This is a genomic window from Paraburkholderia dilworthii (assembly GCF_000472525.1).
Taxonomy (GTDB): Bacteria; Pseudomonadota; Gammaproteobacteria; order Burkholderiales; family Burkholderiaceae; genus Paraburkholderia; species Paraburkholderia dilworthii.
In genome coordinates, this window is sequence record NZ_AWZT01000030.1 from 48156 (window position 1) to 64555 (window position 16400).

Here is a 16400-nt window from a genome sequence, read left to right on the forward strand (position 1 = left end):
GGGTTTAGACGCCTGGCGAGCGCGCCGGGCTGTCGGCGGGTTCAATCATTGTTTCGGCGGATGCGGACGTTTCCGCCTGCTCGGCGACGAGCGCGCCGCTTATTGCCGCGCCGCCCTGCATCTCGCGCAGCGCCGCTTCGATTACGCCTTGCGCTTGGGCCGCCAATGTACGACGGTCCGCGCCCGCCGCAAGCGGCGCACCCACGTACACATGTGCGGTCAACGGCCCGCCACGCAGCAGCAAGTTAAGCGAGTCCGCGAGCGACAGATCGTCGATATAGGCAGGCGCCGTGGACTGCCGGCCGTGCGCGTCCTCATACATGATGCATAGCGGCTGCACCGGCGCGGCGGCCGACACCGCCGCCTGAAACATATTCGCGTGAAACGGCAACAGCGCGAGTCCATTGGACGTCGTGCCTTCCGGAAACACGCACATCAGCTCGCCCGCGCTCAAACGGTCGGACAGCTCATGCATGATCCGCTTTGCGTCGCTGCGCTTCTCACGCTGGATAAAGACCGTATCCAGTTGCTGCGCGAGCCAGCCGACCAACGGCCAGTGGCGGATCTCCGCCTTCGACACGAACGGCGTGGGCCGCCACGCATTGATCACATAGATGTCGATCCACGAGATGTGATTGGCCACCACAAGCGCACCGCGGTCGAGCCGCGCGCCGTCGTTATGCACGACGAGCCGCATGCCGCACAGGCGCAGGATCTTCAGCGACCATTCGCGATTGAGCGCGTGACGCCGGTCCGCGTCAGCTTTCGGAAAGCGCGTCGCCACGATCCACATGCCGTGCAGCAGATGCGCGATGAGACGGGCCTTGCGTAACGCGAGCTTCATGTTTGGAGCTTTCCGTTGCGGGTCGATGCGAAATTCAGGCTGGCCAATGCGTGAGCCATGCCGGGTACGTTAGCGCTGCTCGAATGCGACGCGACCGGCCACGATGGTCGCGCGAACGCGAGCCGGCAATTCGTAACCGAGGAACGGCGTGTTATGCCCTTGACTCTTCAGCGCGCGCGGCTCGACGCGCCAATGCGCGTGACGGTCGAACACGCAGAGGTCGGCTACGCTGCCTACCGAAACGTTGGCCGCCGCCGGCAGATCGAGCACGGCGGCCGGCGCTGCGGTGATGCGGTTGAGCGCCTTTGCAAGCGGCACACCGGCTTCGTCGGCCCATTTCACCGTTAGCGACAGAAACAGCTCGAGGCCGGTAGCACCCGGTGTCGCTTCGCCAAAGGGCAGCAGTTTTTCGTCGTCATCGACCGGTGTGTGGTCGGAGCAGATTGCGTCGATGGTGCCGTCGACGAGACCCGCGCGGATCGCTTCGCGATCGCGCTGTTGACGCAGCGGCGGGTCGAGCCGGAACTGCGCGTCGAAGTAGCCGATGTCGAGGTCGATCAGATGCACATGGTTCACGGTGACGTCGCACGAAACCGGCAAGCCCTCGGCCTTCGCCTCGCGCATGAGCGCGATGCCCGCCGCCGACGACACATGCGACAGATGCACCCGCGCGCCCGTCACACGCACGAGTTCGAAGATGGTATGCAGCGCGATGGTTTCCGCCGCGACGGGCACGCCGGAAAGGCCGAGCCGCGACGCCAGCGCGCCGCTCGCCGCCACGCCGCCCTTGCCGAGATAGGCATCCACAGGACGCAGCCACACCGTGTAGCCATACGTTTTCGCGTATTGAAGCGCGCGCATCAACACCTGCGTATCCACCACCGGCGCGTCGGCCTGCGAAAAACCGATGCAACCCGCTTCGGTCAGTTCGACCATTTCCGTGATGACCTGGCCCTTCAGGCCAACCGTCAACGCGCCGAGCGGATACACATGCGCCTGATCGAGATTACGGGCGCGGAACTTCAGCATTTCGACGAGACCGGGTTCGTCGAGCGTCGGATCGGTGTCCGGCGGACAGACGAGGCTCGTCACGCCGCCGGCGAGCGCCGCGGCCATTTCCGATTCGAGCGTGGCCTTGTGTTCAAAGCCCGGCTCGCGCAGACGCGCGGACAGGTCGACAAGACCGGGCGCGATATGCAGACCGCGCGCGTCGATGGTTTGCGTCGTCTCGAAACCGGCGGGCGCGTTGCCGAGCGCGACGATCTTGCCCGCCTCGATGAAAACGTCCTGCTGCTGTTCGGTACCCGCTGCCGGATCGATCAGCGTGCCGTCTTGAATACGAATCTTCATGCGCTGCCTTAATGTTTCGGCCGGATTCGGCCAGGTTCTGCGTTGTTTGCCGCATGTGCGCCGGGGTGGCGTCGCGCGCATGCGTTTGCCGGATCAATCGTTATTGCCTGCGACGATCCCCATCACCGCCATGCGCACTGCAATGCCGAACGTCACCTGATTCAGAATCACCGATTGCGGACCGTCGGCCACCTGCGAATCGATTTCGACGCCGCGATTCATCGGGCCCGGATGCATCACGATTGCGTCGGGCTTGGCGAGCGCGAGCCGCTCGGGCGTCAGGCCCCAGCTCTTGAAATACTCCTGCGCCGACGGCAACAGCGCGCCGCTCATCCGCTCGTTCTGCAGACGCAGCATGATGATCACGTCGACGTCCTTCAGCCCTTCGTCGAGGTTGTGGAACACTCGCACGCCCATTTGTTCGAGGCCGCCCGGCAGCAGCGTGCGCGGGCCGATCGCGCGCACTTCGGGCACGCCGAGCGTGGTCAGCGCGTGTATGTCCGAGCGCGCGACGCGCGAATGCAGAATGTCGCCGACAATCGCCACGCGCAGGTTCGTGAAGTCCTTCTTGTAGTGGCGGATCGTGTACATGTCGAGCAGACCCTGGGTGGGGTGCGCATGACGGCCGTCGCCGGCATTGATCACGTGCACGTGCGGTGCACAGTGCTGGGCGATCAGATACGGCGCGCCGCTCGACGCATGGCGCACGACGAACATGTCGGCATGCATGGCCGACAGATTGTTGATCGTGTCGAGCAGCGATTCGCCCTTACTCGTAGACGAAGCGTTGATGTTCAGGTTCAGCACGTCGGCCGACAACCGTGTCGCGGCAATTTCAAACGTGGTGCGTGTGCGCGTCGAATTCTCGAAGAACAGATTGAAGACCGACTTACCGCGCAGGAGCGGTACCTTCTTGACCTCGCGATCCGTCACGCTGACGAACTGGCTTGCCGTGTCGAGAATGTGGTTGACGATCGCCTTCGGCAAACCTTCAATCGACAACAAATGCTTCAGCTCGCCGTTTTTCGTGAGCTGCGGGTTGCCCTTCAGGAAGCCGTAGCGGAAGCGCTCGGTGGCGCTATCGGCTTGGTCGTGAGAGGCCTGGTTCGCGGTGTTCATGAGTTACCTGCTGGAGATACGGACTTCAACGTTGTGCGGCGGGCGGCGAGTCGCGGTGCGTGCGCACTCGCGCCCGATGCCGCGCTCAATCGGCGCGGGCTTCGGTGTGAAAGGTGAAACGCGGCTCGCCTGCGCTGCTCTCCTCGCGCGCGAGCACCAGCGTCGCGTCCGCGGGCACATCCACCACGCCGCCGACGAAGCGTGCCGCTACCGGCAACTCGCGCCCGCCGCGATCGGCGAGCACCGCCAGTTCGACCGCCGCCGGGCGGCCGTAGTCGTAGAGTTCATTGAGCGCTGCGCGGATCGTGCGGCCGGTGTACAGCACGTCGTCGACCAGCACGATGCGGCGGCCGTCGACGGAGAAAGGCAGCGAGGTCGGGCTCGCCTGCGAGTGCAGACCTTTCTTCGCGTAGTCGTCCCGATGCAGTGCGACATTCACAACGCCGAAACTCGCCAGCTTCAGATCATGCGCGAGCCGTTCGGCGAGCCACGCACCGCCGCTGTAAATGCCGGCGAGCACGGCGCCCTCGGCACCGTTTTGTGCCGCACCGAACTCGTCGCCATAGGCGGCGCGAATCTGGTCGAGCAACGCGCGATAAAGCGCTTCGGCGTCAATGGAACTCATGATGGTCGGAAAGTCCGTCTAGATATTGCTGAAGGATGATGCTGGCAGCTTCGGCGTCGAGCATGTCGGCTCGGCCCTTGCCCTCGCGGATACCCGACTTTGCCTCAACCGACGAATAACGCTCGTCGACCCACGTGACGGGCAAATTGAAGCGGCCGTTCAATTGATTGCCGAACCGTTTGGCGAGTTGCGTCATTTCGTGCGGCGTGCCGTCCGGATGCATCGGCAAGCCGACGACGAGCGCGTCCGGCTTCCATTCGGCGATCAGTTTGCCCACCTCTACGAAGCGATATTCGCGGCTGCGATTCTGCACGATGACGAGCGGCCGCGCGCTCTTCGTCAGCGAATTGCCGACCGCCACGCCGATGCGCTTTTCACCGTAGTCGAACGCAAGCAGCGTCGCCTCACGTCCGGCCGGCAGGCTCATGCGGCGCCCCTCATGCGTGCCCGGCCTCGCCCGACAGCATGGACAGCGAAATGCCGAGCAGCGCCAGAGCCGCTTCGAGACGCTCTTCGGCCGGCACGTCGAACACGATTTTCGGATCGGCCTCGACCGTCAGCCAGCCGTTCTTCGAGATCTCTTCTTCCAGTTGACCCGCGCCCCAGCCGGCGTGACCGAGCGTGAGCAGGAAACGCTCGGGGCCCGTGCCGCTCGCGACCGCCTCGAGCACGTCTTTCGACGTGGTCATCTCGAGGCCGCCCGGCACCGACATGGAGGACGTATAGGTGTTGCCGTCTTTCGGGTCGTGCAGCACGAAGCCACGCTCGGTTTGCACCGGGCCACCGAAATACACAGGAACATGAAGGAGAGGCTCGATTTCGAGCTTGAGGTCGATGCGACTGAAGAGCGCTTCCAGGTCGATATCGGTCGGCCGGTTGATCACGAGGCCGAGCGCGCCGCGCTCACTGTGATCGCAAAGGTAGACCACCGTTCCTGAAAACGTCGGATCGGCCATGTTGGGCATGGCGATCAGGAACTGGTTGGTCAGATTGATGCGATCGGTACTCTTGGACATAGTTCGGATTTTAGCAAAGACGGTGCAGGATGGCGGGCTTTGAGCGTGGATTGGCGACGCGAGTCAGGCAGCGTGCCGCGAGCCATCGACGGCGAATCATGTTGCACTCTATCACGCACGCGGGCCTTGCCACGGTGCAGCTTTGAGCGGCGCGCTCGCCTGCGTGACGCGCTCTTCGCGCGGCCCTTGCGCACCCGAGGCCGGTTACGCGCCGCCCTGCTCGATCGAGCGCGTGAGCGCAGCGAGTGCCGCGCCGCTGGCCGGGGGCGCCACGCCCGCCGCCACCTTGTGCAGCGTCGCACGCAACGCCTCGGCGGCGCCTTCGAGCGCGCTCGCCGCGGGTGCGTCGACGAACACATGAGCGCGCACCGCAGGCGTCGACACGCCTGCATGAGCGCGACGACGCCACGCGAGTCCGAGCGCATCGGCTAGCAGCGCGACATGGCCGAGGCCGAGCGCGCAAGCTGCGGACCCGAGCCGGTAGGCGGCCTCGCCCGCTTGCAGCGCTTCGCTTGGATCGGCCTTTTCAGGCTGATCCGCGGCGCGCGCATGTTCGGCGAGCGCAGAGATCGCGGCATCGGCCGTCTGCAGAAAATCTTCGTACGCGTGGGCGTTGACGCTCAGCACACCGAGTTCCCGTGTCAGCGAAGTGCGCGCGCTCACCGACTGCGCCTCGACCGCACCGGCTTCCCAAAGCATTTCGGATGCCTGCGTGCCCGCGACGTGCCAGTCGACGGTCAAGCCGTAGTCGTGCAGCACCTCGACCTGGTCGGCGTCTTCCGCGGCGGCGCCGAACAGTGCGTAATCGCGCCACAGCAACGCGAGAGTCGCTCGCACCAGCGAACGCTGCGCGCGCTCGATGCCGCGCGCGTGATCGGCGAGCGCCAGATTGCAACGCGCGTAGAAACGCCGGGCGTCGGGCTCGCCCGCCGCGCGTCCACTGACTCGCAACGCGCGGGCGCAAGCCTTCGCAAGACGCCAGAAGTCGTACGGGTCCGGACCGGCGAGCTCGGTGAATACAGCGTCGAGTTCGTCCAGCGCGGCATTCGTGGCCGCGCGCGCCGCTACGCTGCCGGTATCGGGCTGGGAGCGCAGCACCGGCAGCAGCGCGCGTTCATACCGCGCACGCAGATGAGCCAACTGCTCGGCCGACTGCGCATGGAACGATACGGGCGGCACCGGCCGCGCGGTCAGCGCGAGGTCTTCGAAAGCAACCGGAGAAGCGGAGGTGTGTTCCCCGGGATCGGCACACAGCGCGCGGTAATGACTGAAAAGCGTGGGTGAACAGGCCATCTCGCGCAGATTGTGACGCTCGAGCGCCGCACGGAAGTCGCGCAGCGCGGCCCCGAACGCCGGCCGCACATTCTCGGCCTCGGCGGGATCTCCCGCGGCCAGCGGCGAAAGGCGCACGAGCGCGTCGGCAAAACGCGTAGCGCTCAGCCACCCGGCGCTGCGCAATGCGTGCGAGGCGCGCACCAGCGCCGTGGTGCAACCGGTGTGCTGCTCAAACGCCAGCAGCGCCTCGGCCAGCGCAAGTTCCGCCGGGCGAACCGCGCCGCCGCGCGGATTAGGCAATGCGTCGAAGGAAACGGGGGCTGCGGATTGAAGAGTCATGAGTTGGCGACGGAAAGCCGGCGGGCCGCCGTTTGGCGCCGCACGCAGACTGAGCGCCTAACGCGCGAACCGGCGACTGAACAATGACAAATGCGCAATGGCACCTGCGCAGCGACGGAAGCAGAACGACCAATGCGCCATGACAGACCATGCAACGTCAACCTGTGATTGCGACACGGCCCGCAGAAGGACGTTCCGGCGCAATGCCACACCTCGGCGGAGCACCGCCGTGCGCTGTCGGACTTCAGATCTGGACCATCTCGAAGTCTTCCTTGCGCGCACCGCACTCGGGGCATGTCCAGTTGATGGGAACGTCTTCCCAACGAGTGCCCGGCGCAATGCCTTCGTCCGGCAAACCGGCTTCTTCGTCGTAAATCCAGCCGCAAATCAGGCACATCCAGCTTTGATATTCCATTCTTGTGTCGCGTCGTGAAATCCGTGGAAACGGAAGCCATGATGGTACCGTGTTGCCGCCCCAATGCCTAGCAATCGCAAACGCCGAGTCCGCCTGCGCAACGGCCCCCGGCAATGCGGAGTGCGCAAAGCGGCGCTGCGTGCGGCGTCGCGCCACAGGTTGCCCGCACGGCGCCGGCCTCAATGCGAAAAAACGCCCCCGCGCCGGTTTAGGACGCATAATTGAGCCGATTGCGCACTCACTGCGCCAAAAATTCTGCTCCTTCGTATATTTTCATGCCCAGCGACACGCCTCCGATCGTCCTCACCTTCGGCCTTTCCGATCCTACCGGCGGCTCCGGCTTGCAAGCCGACCTGATGACCCTCGCCAGCATGGGCTGTCATGGCGTCTCTGTGCTCACCGGCTATACCGTGCGCGACTCGGCGAGCTGCGACGAGGTCAACGGACTCGATCCAGAAGTCGTGGCGACCCAGGCGCGCATGCTGCTCGAGGACATGCCGATTGCAGCCTTCAAGGTCGGCGCCTGCACGCGAGCCGAGGTGGTGAGCGCAATCGCCGAAGTCGTAGCCGACTACGACGACATTCCGCTGATCCTTGCCCCCGACTTCACGCTCGACGACGAACACGTGCTCGCCGCCGACGAATTGCGCGAAGCCATCGCCGATCTGCTTGCGCCGCAGACCACTTTGCTGGTCGCCGATTCCGCCACGCTGCTCGCCCTCGCCCAACCCGACGGCGACGCAGAAGCGCCGAGCCTCGACGCGGCGATCTCGCATCTGCTGTCGCAGGGCTGCGAATACATTCTGTCGACCGAAACCGGCACGCACCGGCTCGTCAATACGCTTTTCAGCGAAGACGGTCAGTTGCGCCAGGACATGTGGGACCGCGGCAGCCACCGGATCATGGGCCTCACCGACACACTGGGTTCCGCTATCGCGGCGCTCCTCGCCAACGGCCAGGAACCGGCAGAGGCGGTCCGCGAGGCGCAGGAGTACCTGTACCAGGCGATGCGCGCCGCCTTCCGCCCAGGCATGGGTGCATATATGCCGGATCGCTTTTTCTGGGCTCGCAGCAGCGACGAGGACACGCCGCCGACCGCGGGCAAAGATGCGGCACCGGGGGAAGCGAGGCACTGAGGCCTCCGCCATCCTTACAGCGTATCGGGCGATCGGGCGTGTCGCGGGGGCATCACTTGAAGCGGCCGCCTTGCTCAGGGTGATGCGCCACGCTCGGAGCATGGATTTGAGCAAGACGAGCGGACCACGCGGTTTGCTATGGCCACGGCACTTCTCTATGCTTTTATCCATTGCCTGCCCCGGCGACGCAGGCCGATGCCCGCATCTACAGTTCGACGTGCGTTACACAATGAAAAGTCCGAATCTTCGTACTCCGGCGCAAACGTTTTTCTCGTCCGCTGCGGATGAGCGACAGTCGCCGGCCATCCTGCGCTCCGACGTAAGCAAAGACGAGGATAATCTTTTGTCGGGAATGGGATAGAGAAGGCAATTACCGACAGCGTGTTTGACAGGGCGCTCGAATCGGAAAAGATGACCCGCTATCGTCGACTGCACCGAGCGCCCACCAAACGTGGGCGGGCGGCGGCAGGGTTGGCAATGCGTTTACGTTTTACGGAATGACCATGAAGAAAGAAACCTGCGGCCCGGTGCAACGCTTTCACGGCATGATCACGCTTGCGGACAGGATGCGGATTCTGCGCCAGAAGCCGGTCACGATCTGGCTCACAGGCCTGTCCGGGGCGGGCAAGTCGACCATCGCGTTCGAACTGGAACGGCAACTCGTGTCGCAGGGCCAGGCCTGCTACGTGCTTGACGGCGACAACGTTCGCCACGGCCTGGGCCGCGACCTTGGCTTTAACCAGCAGGACCGCCACGAAAACATTCGCCGCGTCGCGCATGTGGCCCAGTTGATGAACGACGCCGGCCTGATTGTCATCACAGCGCTCATCTCGCCAATGCAGGCCGATCGCGCGATGGCGCGTGAGATCATCGGCGCCGGCAATTTTGTCGAAACGTACCTGTCCGCATCCGTCGCAACTTGCGCGCGCCGCGATCCGAAAGGACTTTATGCAAAGGCGCTGGCGGGCGAGATTGCATCGTTCACCGGCATTTCAGCGCCCTACGAAGCCCCGCTCAATCCCGAACTCGTGATCGACACCGCCGCATTGACACCCGACGAAAGCGTGGCGGGCGTCCTCGCGTACCTGCGCGAGAACTGCTTGGCTCTGCCCGCATAAACCCGGGACCGCTGGGTCATTGAGGCGATAGGCCTAGCCGCTTCACTCCGCTCCACCTTCAAGGCAACGGCGTGACTAACACGTACCCCAGATAGTCGCGCGGCTTGCCGTCCAGGTCCTTTTTCGGGGCCGGCACATTGAATTGCAGGGAAAGGGTATTACCTTTCCATGACGACACGATATCCGCGTCGCGAACCATTGTTCCCTCGACCGCGTCGATGTAGATGGCCTTGAACCGGCGCGTAGGCGGAGCGGGAAGATCCTTTACTTCGATCGATCCTCGCCCCTTCTTACCGACTATCTGGAACACAATTTTGTTGTCCGAATAAAGCGCTTTGCCCGACAACCCTTGACTGTATGTTACTGGGTGGTTAAACGACGAGAGCGCCCCGGAAACGTTCTTCGTCAGTGTGATCAAAGCACGACCGGATGGAGTGTAGGTCCTAGGTTCACCACGATTGGTTAGCTGTCCGTCCCAGTGGTAGACCATCGTTACGTACTTATTCGGGTCGTCCCAGTTCCGTTTCAGCGCCCACACAGCGAGGTCAAAGTAATACTGGGGGAGATAATTCTGATTGTGCAGGTAGTCGTTTCCAATTTCGGTTTGCCAAATACCGCGTATTTTGCCCGAGGCACCATAGCGCCGATAGAGCGTTTCAAGATCTTCGACGCCAAGATAGTGAATGTCCAGGTAGTCCACCCAGTCGATCATTCTCGCATGCTGTTCGGGACTGTAATACTCCAACCATTTAAAGTAATTGTCGAGACCGCCCTGATCGGGCCATCCTCCGTAGACCACATACGCGTGATATTTGCGAATAATTCGGGCAGCGGGAATATGGATCAGGTTCACATAGTCCTGCATCGCATTCGCGTAAGGTTTTGAGTCGGCGGGATCGTCGCGATATCCCGGTCCGTGCCAAAAAGAGGCTTGCCGCGATCCGTTTGCCATTTCACCGCAGGCTTCGTTCCAGATCTGGAAATACTTCACGTTATACGGAGGTGCCGAGTACTTCTTTACAACGGCCTCCACATATTTCTCCCAATAGGAGACATCTCGCGGCGCAGACAATGAATCGCCCGGCACTCGCGCATTCCAGGTGGGCGTGTATCCCAGATAGATTAACGACCGGATCCCATTCCGGTTGTTGCGAAGAATTGTCGACGGCAAGTCCGCATTGCCGGGGCCTGACTTTGTGACGTCCAAAGGACTGTACGGCGATTTCGCTTCGGGCCACGCTGAATCGCGGCCCCAGCGCAGCCCCATGTACTTCCAGACGATGACGTCCTGCTCCGACGACGGCCAGCCATTCGATCCGATCAGGTCCGTAATCCGACGTCCATTCGACGAAGTCCGAGTCGCTCCATGCGTCGTCGCCGCCACCGCTGCCGGGGCAGGCGCACCGTCAGACGCGGCTGCCGTTTTCTGTGCTGCGACGGCCTGCGACTCGCCGGTCGCCGCGAGGCTAAGCGGCACGAATCCAAAGAAACCAACGAGGGTGATCAAGGCGAAATTGGTGCATCCACGCCGAACCCAATTCATAAACTGCTTCCTTTCCATCGATGCAACCTCGTTCAGGGAGTTGACGGCAACCGAAGCGCGCCCACCATCCGGGCACTGCGGTGCCTGTGACCGGCCGAACCTCTACTTCTTCAAGATCATCAACTGGTCGAAATTTACACGGCATTCAGACTGCGCAGCCGCGCCGTTTGTCGTCATCTGGAAATTGTCGTCTCTCAGATCGAACTGCCAGTTCAGTTCGGAAGGAGGCAAAGTAAGTGGCCGTTGCGCGCATAGGTCGCGAACCGAGGCCACGGCGTTTCCATAGTGACTCTGTTTCACTATGATGTAGCCCGCCACACTTGCCGCCGCCAACAACGAGTTAAGCAACGCCAGCGCGATTATCCCGTGCAAGATTCGGCGGCTATTGGAAAAAGCGGCGGCCGCCAGAAAAGGAACCGTATACAACATGGGAACGTACCGTGCCCACCACGACTGAGGATGCACCAGAACGATTGCCAGCGTCGTCAGCAAATAGATCCTCACAATGTTCGTGTCCTTCTTTCTTCCGAACACTGCGATCACGCCAAGTATCAGCATCACGCCGAAGAACGGACCGAATCCGGAGAAGCGCGTATCGGCCGTATGGAGTGCGATGAAGGCGTCGCGCAGATGTTCCTTCGACAGCACGAAGGTCGGCTCGGCTGCTACGCAAGCACTGCAATTAGCGGGCACGGAAAAATAGGACAGAACGAGCCGGTGCAACGGATTCATGCCCAGAAAACGCGGCGACGCCTGGCCGGTTATGATATCTATCTTCCCCTCCCCGAGGATCGGATAGAAGATGTGCTTGCCGGCAAGGACATTCTGCATGTATGGCGAATAGCCGACGACAAAAACAGCGACAACCGACCAGAGAGCAATGTGCCCGAATACTTTCCAATGTCTTTTTAGAAAGTCATTCCTGTCTTGCGTCACAAGTGCCGCAACAAAAATCACCAGTATGGAAACGGCAACGAACACCGGCCCAGTCATCTTGGAAGCAATGAGAAGTACAAGTGCGCCACCTAACTGGACCGCGGAGTACGGCCTCTTCGCAACGGCCAGAAGGAGATTGACTGAGAAGACAGTCCAGCAGTAATAATGCGCCGCATCGACGTATAGCGTTGTCAGCTGACCGAACGCGACCGGATTATAGACGCACGCGACCGCCGCGGCTAACGCTGTCTTACTCGAGTATCTGGCGCATCGGAACACCTGCATTAAGCAAACCAACGCAGGTACGCTAAGCAACAAAGTGAAAGACTTACCGCTGTTGAAGCGCGTGGTCAGGACGTGAGCGGTATATGCGAAAAATTCAAACGCCTTCGGATAGTGCTCCGCCCAGAACATACCGCGAATCTCATGCACACCGCTTATGCCGCTGGTTTGCGCATCTAGCGCGAGCGCCACAGCGCTATGGTAATTCAGGCCGTCGTAACTGAACTCACGCAAGAATCCGCAAGCAAATAACACGACGGCTATAAACACGATCGCGAGGATCGCCGTGCGCCATTCGGCACGCGACTTATATCCGTAGATGCCGATTGCCAGCAGAATGGCCAGCCCGACCAGCACTTGCATGAATGACGTATGAATGCCGGTGTTGTACAGCACAGCAGCATAGAGAGACGAAGCAAACACGAATACAACGACGTGGTCGCAGAATTCGGGCCAACGAATTCTTTCAAAGAAACTTCTCATCGATGTCAACATGAATGGCCTTTTTTACCGGTGAAGGGGCATGCGTACTCTCGCCAACCGAGGCTGTCCTGTGGGACGCCGATGCATTGAATGACAACTAGGTGCGGGGACGATACTGCAAGATGCGCTTCTACTGCTTTGATCGGGACTGGGGTTCGAGTTCCTCGACGATCAGCAGACCTTGTCTTTTGATGCCGTCAGACAGAGGAACACTCGAGATATAGCTATGCGAATTATTGACGAACTGCGCGCTTGAGCACAAGCCGGGTTGGTTTCACCTCGCCCTCAAGCCGCTGCGTGCGTCCTCGCGATTCTCCTCGGATACGTAGCGCGGGGACGGACATTTTTCCCGCATTTCGCGTCGCTTGCGACGACATCGTGGATGCATGGTAGCGCGGTTTTGTGTCGGACGTCGACGCGAAATCATAAGAGGCCAAAATCAGGTAACCGGCGAGACACATCGATATTGTTCGGCCATAAGTTAGCTTCCGCCTCGCACCTTAGGTGAAATCGGCCACGACCTCCGTTCCCTACGCCAAGGAACACCAGCGAGACTTCGCCGTTAAAAAACGTGTGGTAGGTTAAAGATGACGCGCCGCGGCGCTGACCTCGACGTCGTGCGTCAGGCTACCTGCAACGTAGCGACCGAGGACGCGCCGCTGCATGCGTGAAGTCACATCTGCAACTCGTCGAGGCTACTGATGACCGGTGCAACTGTCCCGCTTTGTGTCGATCTGGACGGCACGTTGACCCATAGTGATGTTTTGATCGAATCGTTCCTTGTACTGATCAAACAGAACCCCCTCTACGCGTTCCTTTGCATAGCATGGCTATTACGCGGCAAGGGGTATTTGAAAGCCCAGATCGCCGCTCGCGTCGCGATCGATGTATCTTTGCTTCCGTACAACGCCCGCCTGGTCGATTTTCTGAAGCAGGAGCGGTCTAGCGGACGCGATCTCTATCTATGCACCGCCGGTAATCACCGGTATGCAGAACAAATTGCCTCGCACTTCGGTTTTTTTAAAGGCGTAATGGCAAGCGATGACTCGCGCAATCTTTCCGGCTCGCACAAGGCGGAGGCATTGTCCGCCACGTTCGGCATACAAGGCTTCGACTACTGCGGCAATGCGCGCGCCGATATACCCGTATGGAAGCTGGCCCGACAGGCGATTGTCGTGGGGAGCAAGAGCATTGAGGCGGCTGCGAGAAAAGTAAATCAAACGACTCTTTTCTTTGAGGAATCGCGCCCGTTCTTTCGGCTCGTGCTCAGGGAAATGCGGCTTTATCAATGGGTCAAGAACCTGCTGATTTTTGTGCCGCTGCTTGCATCACATCGTTTCACCGAAGTCGACATTCTGATCGACGAGGGAATTGCATTCCTTTCGTTCTGCTTTTGTGCATCGTCGGTGTACCTGTTGAACGATATGCTCGATCTCGATGCGGATAGGCGCCATAGCCGAAAGCGCAACCGGCCGTTTGCTTCGGGCGAGTTACCGCTCCAGGCAGGCATCGTCTTGATGCTTCTGCTGCTCTTTCTGTCTGCAAGCCTTGCGGTCATGTTGTCGCCGAAATTCCAGCTCGTGCTGACGGGCTATGTAGTGATGACACTCGCCTACTCCTTCCGTCTGAAGCGGATGATGCTGATCGACGTGTTCGTGCTCGCGACGCTTTATACCGCGCGCATTGTTGCAGGCGGGGCGGCCGGCGACATTCTGCTTTCCGACTGGTTGATCATGTTCTCGGTGATGTTCTTTCTGAGCCTGGCGATGGTCAAGCGCTATACGGAGCTCGACAAGCTCCAGCGGGACGGCAAGACGTCGGTAGCAGGACGAGGCTATCTAGCTGGCGACATGAGCATCGTGCGCTCGTTCGGAACAGCGGCTGGCTACGTCGCAGTGCTCGTGCTCGCGCTCTACATGAATTCGACTAACGTTCCCGTGCTGTATCACCATCCTCACAGGCTGTGGGTTCTCTTTTGCCTGCTCCTGTATTGGATCAGCCGCGTCTGGATGATCGCGTTCCGCGGGCAGATGAATGACGACCCGATCGTCTTCGCAATCAAAAACCGTTGGAGCCTGCTGATTATCGTGCTGTGCGTCCTGAGTGTGGTCGCCGCGACTTGAAGCTGGACGCAGCAAGCAAGGGAGCGGACCGCCGCAGGCGGCTATCGCATTGACCACGTAGCCGAAGGAGAGCATCGGAGACGCCACGCTCACTGGGACCTTGACAGCGCCGCAATCCAGATTGCGAGGCTCAGAGCACATAACAAGCGAGCCCTGCCATGATGTGAGGCTCGAACCCCACTCTGAGAAGCGTTGCGAATGCTGTGCGAACACTGAACCTGAGTGCTCCAAGCGCGTTCGCTCCTGCTTTCAACCAAAGTTGCGCCATTGCATTTAGCATGACGCCAATAGAGATCAGAATAAGCTTGAGATGGTCGACTGGCGGATAAATCTATCCGTCGTGCTCGTGCGACATTGGATGAAGTGATGGCGTGCACCGATAACAATACGGTGCCGCAGCCAAAAGACTATTTTGCGGCAACGGTGAGCGAAGCAGTCGATAGTCCGCTCACGACGAGGTGTTGGTGTCCTCGTCGGGATCCGGCAGAGTCGATGTAGGACGACGGCAGTCGATGCTTTCAGGGCAGCATCGTCGTCACACGCGAAGAGCACCCTGAAAGCGTGGAGGTACTGCTATAAGCATCGAATAATTTCCTGGTGGAACGAACTCGGCGGTCACCACTTTATGCGTACGTCCAGAGAACATTTCCGTGAAGTTGAAAATGCGCCGGACAAATGTATTTCGTGACCCTGTTCCGCTTTGATGCCAACAAAATTTGTATCCCAGGTCCCTCAGGGTAGAAATCGATTCTGAATCTCCGTCTTTGAAGTCACTTTCATGCTGCTCCAGTACGATCAGTGGCCAGTGCTTCGTTATCGTGCGTAAGGCACCGTGCAGCACCTTGGGCTCGAACCCCTCGACGTCCATCTTTATGAAGCAAGGCCCTTTCTCGCGATAGTCGAGATTATCAAGCTTGTCGACCTGCACATCGATGTAGTTCGCGTCGGCATCAGCCTCGAACTGGTCAGTAACGATGACCGATTCGCCCATGTTGTCGGGTACCTCTGCCAACTTGAAGGTTCCTTTTTCATCTCCTAGGCCAATGTTGAATGCTTTGATCTTCTTGCGGAAACCCACATTGAACTGGAGCAGATAGAAGGTCGACGGGTCGGGCTCAAAGCAATGAACCTCGTCGAATATTCTTGAGAAGTACAGGCTATGGTTGCCAATATTGGCACCGATGTCTAACCCGATGCCCGCGCGGAAAACGTCACGCAAAGGCTCAAGGAAGCTGAACAGCACGTCGAGTTCTTCCTGCTCGTAGACACCGAAAACATGGATAAACCCGCCGATATGTTCATTCGCGAATACGGCCATCTTGTGACCTCGTGCGCGCAGATGCTTCTCCGCAAGCCCATTAAGTCTGTGAAACGATAACCGGTCGATTACGTAGCTGAACGTCCTTGCGCTAACGTGCCTCGCCAGAACTCTTTTCGAAAGGCTGGGTTGGGAAGCAGGCACGGTTTGCGAATCGATATCCATCTGTGTCTCCAAACATAGAGGGTGGGCGTCTGGGTTGCCCCCTGCAAACTGTATGTACTGCACACCTTGTACTGCACACCTTCGCCTTTAGCCGCCGTCGCGCGAACGGTGTCCGGACAGCCCCCTCACGCGCGATCCGCTAGTAGGCTGATTTAAGCAAATGTTATGTGCAAGTCTGTTGGGCCAGGCAGTTGCGGCGCAAAGTCGGGCGGTATAGTCGCAAAACGTTGAGTAACCGATGCGCTTCTCGCGACGCGGTTCGCCTGCAAAGCTTGCAACAATGCGATCTGCGAGCTCTGCATGGCTTTCGGAG

14 protein-coding genes are annotated in these 16400 nt (G+C 60.3%); 3 read left to right on the forward strand and 11 right to left on the reverse strand.

Features of this window, described 5'->3' with window-relative positions; all coding sequences use genetic code 11:
• Positions 1-4 precede the first annotated feature (4 nt).
• The 8 genes from F759_RS0123260 to F759_RS0123295 form a co-directional block, all read right to left on the reverse strand.
• Positions 5-844: a lysophospholipid acyltransferase family protein gene (locus F759_RS0123260; RefSeq protein WP_027801976.1), complete on the reverse strand. Its 840-nt coding sequence runs from the start codon at positions 842-844 to the stop codon at positions 5-7.
• Positions 845-913: 69 nt separating this feature from the next.
• Positions 914-2194 carry a dihydroorotase gene (locus tag F759_RS0123265; RefSeq protein WP_027801977.1) on the reverse strand — a complete coding sequence of 427 codons (1281 nt, stop codon included), beginning with the start codon at positions 2192-2194 and terminating at the stop codon, positions 914-916.
• Between the two features lie 93 nt (positions 2195-2287).
• Positions 2288-3313: an aspartate carbamoyltransferase catalytic subunit gene (locus F759_RS0123270; RefSeq protein ID WP_020069825.1), complete on the reverse strand. Its 1026-nt coding sequence runs from the start codon at positions 3311-3313 to the stop codon at positions 2288-2290.
• A gap of 85 nt (positions 3314-3398) precedes the next feature.
• The gene (gene pyrR / locus F759_RS0123275; RefSeq protein WP_027801978.1) at positions 3399-3938 is read right to left on the reverse strand and encodes a bifunctional pyr operon transcriptional regulator/uracil phosphoribosyltransferase PyrR; all 540 of its coding nucleotides are present in this window, start codon (positions 3936-3938) and stop codon (positions 3399-3401) included.
• The gene (ruvX, locus tag F759_RS0123280) at positions 3925-4365 is read right to left on the reverse strand and encodes a Holliday junction resolvase RuvX (protein WP_027801979.1); all 441 of its coding nucleotides are present in this window, start codon (positions 4363-4365) and stop codon (positions 3925-3927) included. The genes pyrR and ruvX overlap by 14 nt, the downstream gene beginning before the upstream one ends.
• A 10-nt stretch (positions 4366-4375) precedes the next feature.
• On the reverse strand, positions 4376-4954 hold the full coding sequence (locus tag F759_RS0123285) for a YqgE/AlgH family protein (protein WP_020069822.1): 579 nt from the start codon (positions 4952-4954) through the stop codon (positions 4376-4378).
• A gap of 204 nt (positions 4955-5158) precedes the next feature.
• Positions 5159-6568: a hypothetical protein gene (locus F759_RS0123290; RefSeq protein ID WP_027801980.1), complete on the reverse strand. Its 1410-nt coding sequence runs from the start codon at positions 6566-6568 to the stop codon at positions 5159-5161.
• A 244-nt stretch (positions 6569-6812) separates the two neighbouring features.
• Positions 6813-6983 carry a rubredoxin gene (locus tag F759_RS0123295; protein WP_006047743.1) on the reverse strand — a complete coding sequence of 57 codons (171 nt, stop codon included), beginning with the start codon at positions 6981-6983 and terminating at the stop codon, positions 6813-6815.
• 275 nt (positions 6984-7258) lie between these two features.
• Here F759_RS0123295 and F759_RS0123300 point away from each other — a divergent pair, with 275 nt between their 5' ends.
• Both F759_RS0123300 and cysC read left to right on the forward strand, forming a co-directional pair.
• Positions 7259-8119, forward strand: a complete 861-nt coding sequence (locus F759_RS0123300; RefSeq protein ID WP_027801981.1) for a hydroxymethylpyrimidine/phosphomethylpyrimidine kinase — start codon at positions 7259-7261, stop codon at positions 8117-8119.
• Between the two features lie 503 nt (positions 8120-8622).
• Positions 8623-9237 (forward strand): adenylyl-sulfate kinase, encoded by a 615-nt coding sequence (gene cysC / locus F759_RS0123305; protein ID WP_027801982.1) that lies wholly within the window; start codon positions 8623-8625, stop codon positions 9235-9237.
• Positions 9238-9295: 58 nt separating this feature from the next.
• Here the strand turns inward: cysC and F759_RS38385 are convergent, their stop codons facing one another.
• The gene (locus F759_RS38385) at positions 9296-10798 is read right to left on the reverse strand and encodes a hypothetical protein (protein ID WP_152530696.1); all 1503 of its coding nucleotides are present in this window, start codon (positions 10796-10798) and stop codon (positions 9296-9298) included.
• Between the two features lie 84 nt (positions 10799-10882).
• Positions 10883-12493 carry a hypothetical protein gene (locus tag F759_RS0123315; protein WP_027801983.1) on the reverse strand — a complete coding sequence of 537 codons (1611 nt, stop codon included), beginning with the start codon at positions 12491-12493 and terminating at the stop codon, positions 10883-10885.
• 689 nt (positions 12494-13182) lie between these two features.
• On the opposite strand from F759_RS0123315, the gene F759_RS0123325 reads away from it, so the two are divergent.
• Positions 13183-14604 (forward strand): UbiA family prenyltransferase, encoded by a 1422-nt coding sequence (locus F759_RS0123325; protein ID WP_027801984.1) that lies wholly within the window; start codon positions 13183-13185, stop codon positions 14602-14604.
• A gap of 535 nt (positions 14605-15139) precedes the next feature.
• Here F759_RS0123325 and F759_RS0123330 read toward each other — a convergent pair.
• Positions 15140-16087: an FkbM family methyltransferase gene (locus F759_RS0123330; protein WP_027801985.1), complete on the reverse strand. Its 948-nt coding sequence runs from the start codon at positions 16085-16087 to the stop codon at positions 15140-15142.
• Positions 16088-16400: the final 313 nt, after the last annotated feature.

What these genes read in the sequence shown, in the direction of transcription:
- F759_RS0123260 (WP_027801976.1), bottom strand. Translation starts at nt 844, where the DNA reads ATGAAGCTCGCGTTACGCAAGGCCCGTCTCATCGCGCATCTGCTGCAC.
- F759_RS0123265 (WP_027801977.1), bottom strand. Translation starts at nt 2,194, where the DNA reads ATGAAGATTCGTATTCAAGACGGCACGCTGATCGATCCGGCAGCGGGT.
- F759_RS0123270 (WP_020069825.1), bottom strand. Translation starts at nt 3,313, where the DNA reads ATGAACACCGCGAACCAGGCCTCTCACGACCAAGCCGATAGCGCCACC.
- pyrR (WP_027801978.1), bottom strand. Translation starts at nt 3,938, where the DNA reads ATGAGTTCCATTGACGCCGAAGCGCTTTATCGCGCGTTGCTCGACCAG.
- ruvX (WP_027801979.1), bottom strand. Translation starts at nt 4,365, where the DNA reads ATGAGCCTGCCGGCCGGACGTGAGGCGACGCTGCTTGCGTTCGACTAC.
- F759_RS0123285 (WP_020069822.1), bottom strand. Translation starts at nt 4,954, where the DNA reads ATGTCCAAGAGTACCGATCGCATCAATCTGACCAACCAGTTCCTGATC.
- F759_RS0123290 (WP_027801980.1), bottom strand. Translation starts at nt 6,568, where the DNA reads ATGACTCTTCAATCCGCAGCCCCCGTTTCCTTCGACGCATTGCCTAAT.
- F759_RS0123295 (WP_006047743.1), bottom strand. Translation starts at nt 6,983, where the DNA reads ATGGAATATCAAAGCTGGATGTGCCTGATTTGCGGCTGGATTTACGAC.
- F759_RS0123300 (WP_027801981.1), top strand. Translation starts at nt 7,259, where the DNA reads ATGCCCAGCGACACGCCTCCGATCGTCCTCACCTTCGGCCTTTCCGAT.
- cysC (WP_027801982.1), top strand. Translation starts at nt 8,623, where the DNA reads ATGAAGAAAGAAACCTGCGGCCCGGTGCAACGCTTTCACGGCATGATC.
- F759_RS38385 (WP_152530696.1), bottom strand. Translation starts at nt 10,798, where the DNA reads ATGGAAAGGAAGCAGTTTATGAATTGGGTTCGGCGTGGATGCACCAAT.
- F759_RS0123315 (WP_027801983.1), bottom strand. Translation starts at nt 12,493, where the DNA reads ATGTTGACATCGATGAGAAGTTTCTTTGAAAGAATTCGTTGGCCCGAA.
- F759_RS0123325 (WP_027801984.1), top strand. Translation starts at nt 13,183, where the DNA reads ATGACCGGTGCAACTGTCCCGCTTTGTGTCGATCTGGACGGCACGTTG.
- F759_RS0123330 (WP_027801985.1), bottom strand. Translation starts at nt 16,087, where the DNA reads ATGGATATCGATTCGCAAACCGTGCCTGCTTCCCAACCCAGCCTTTCG.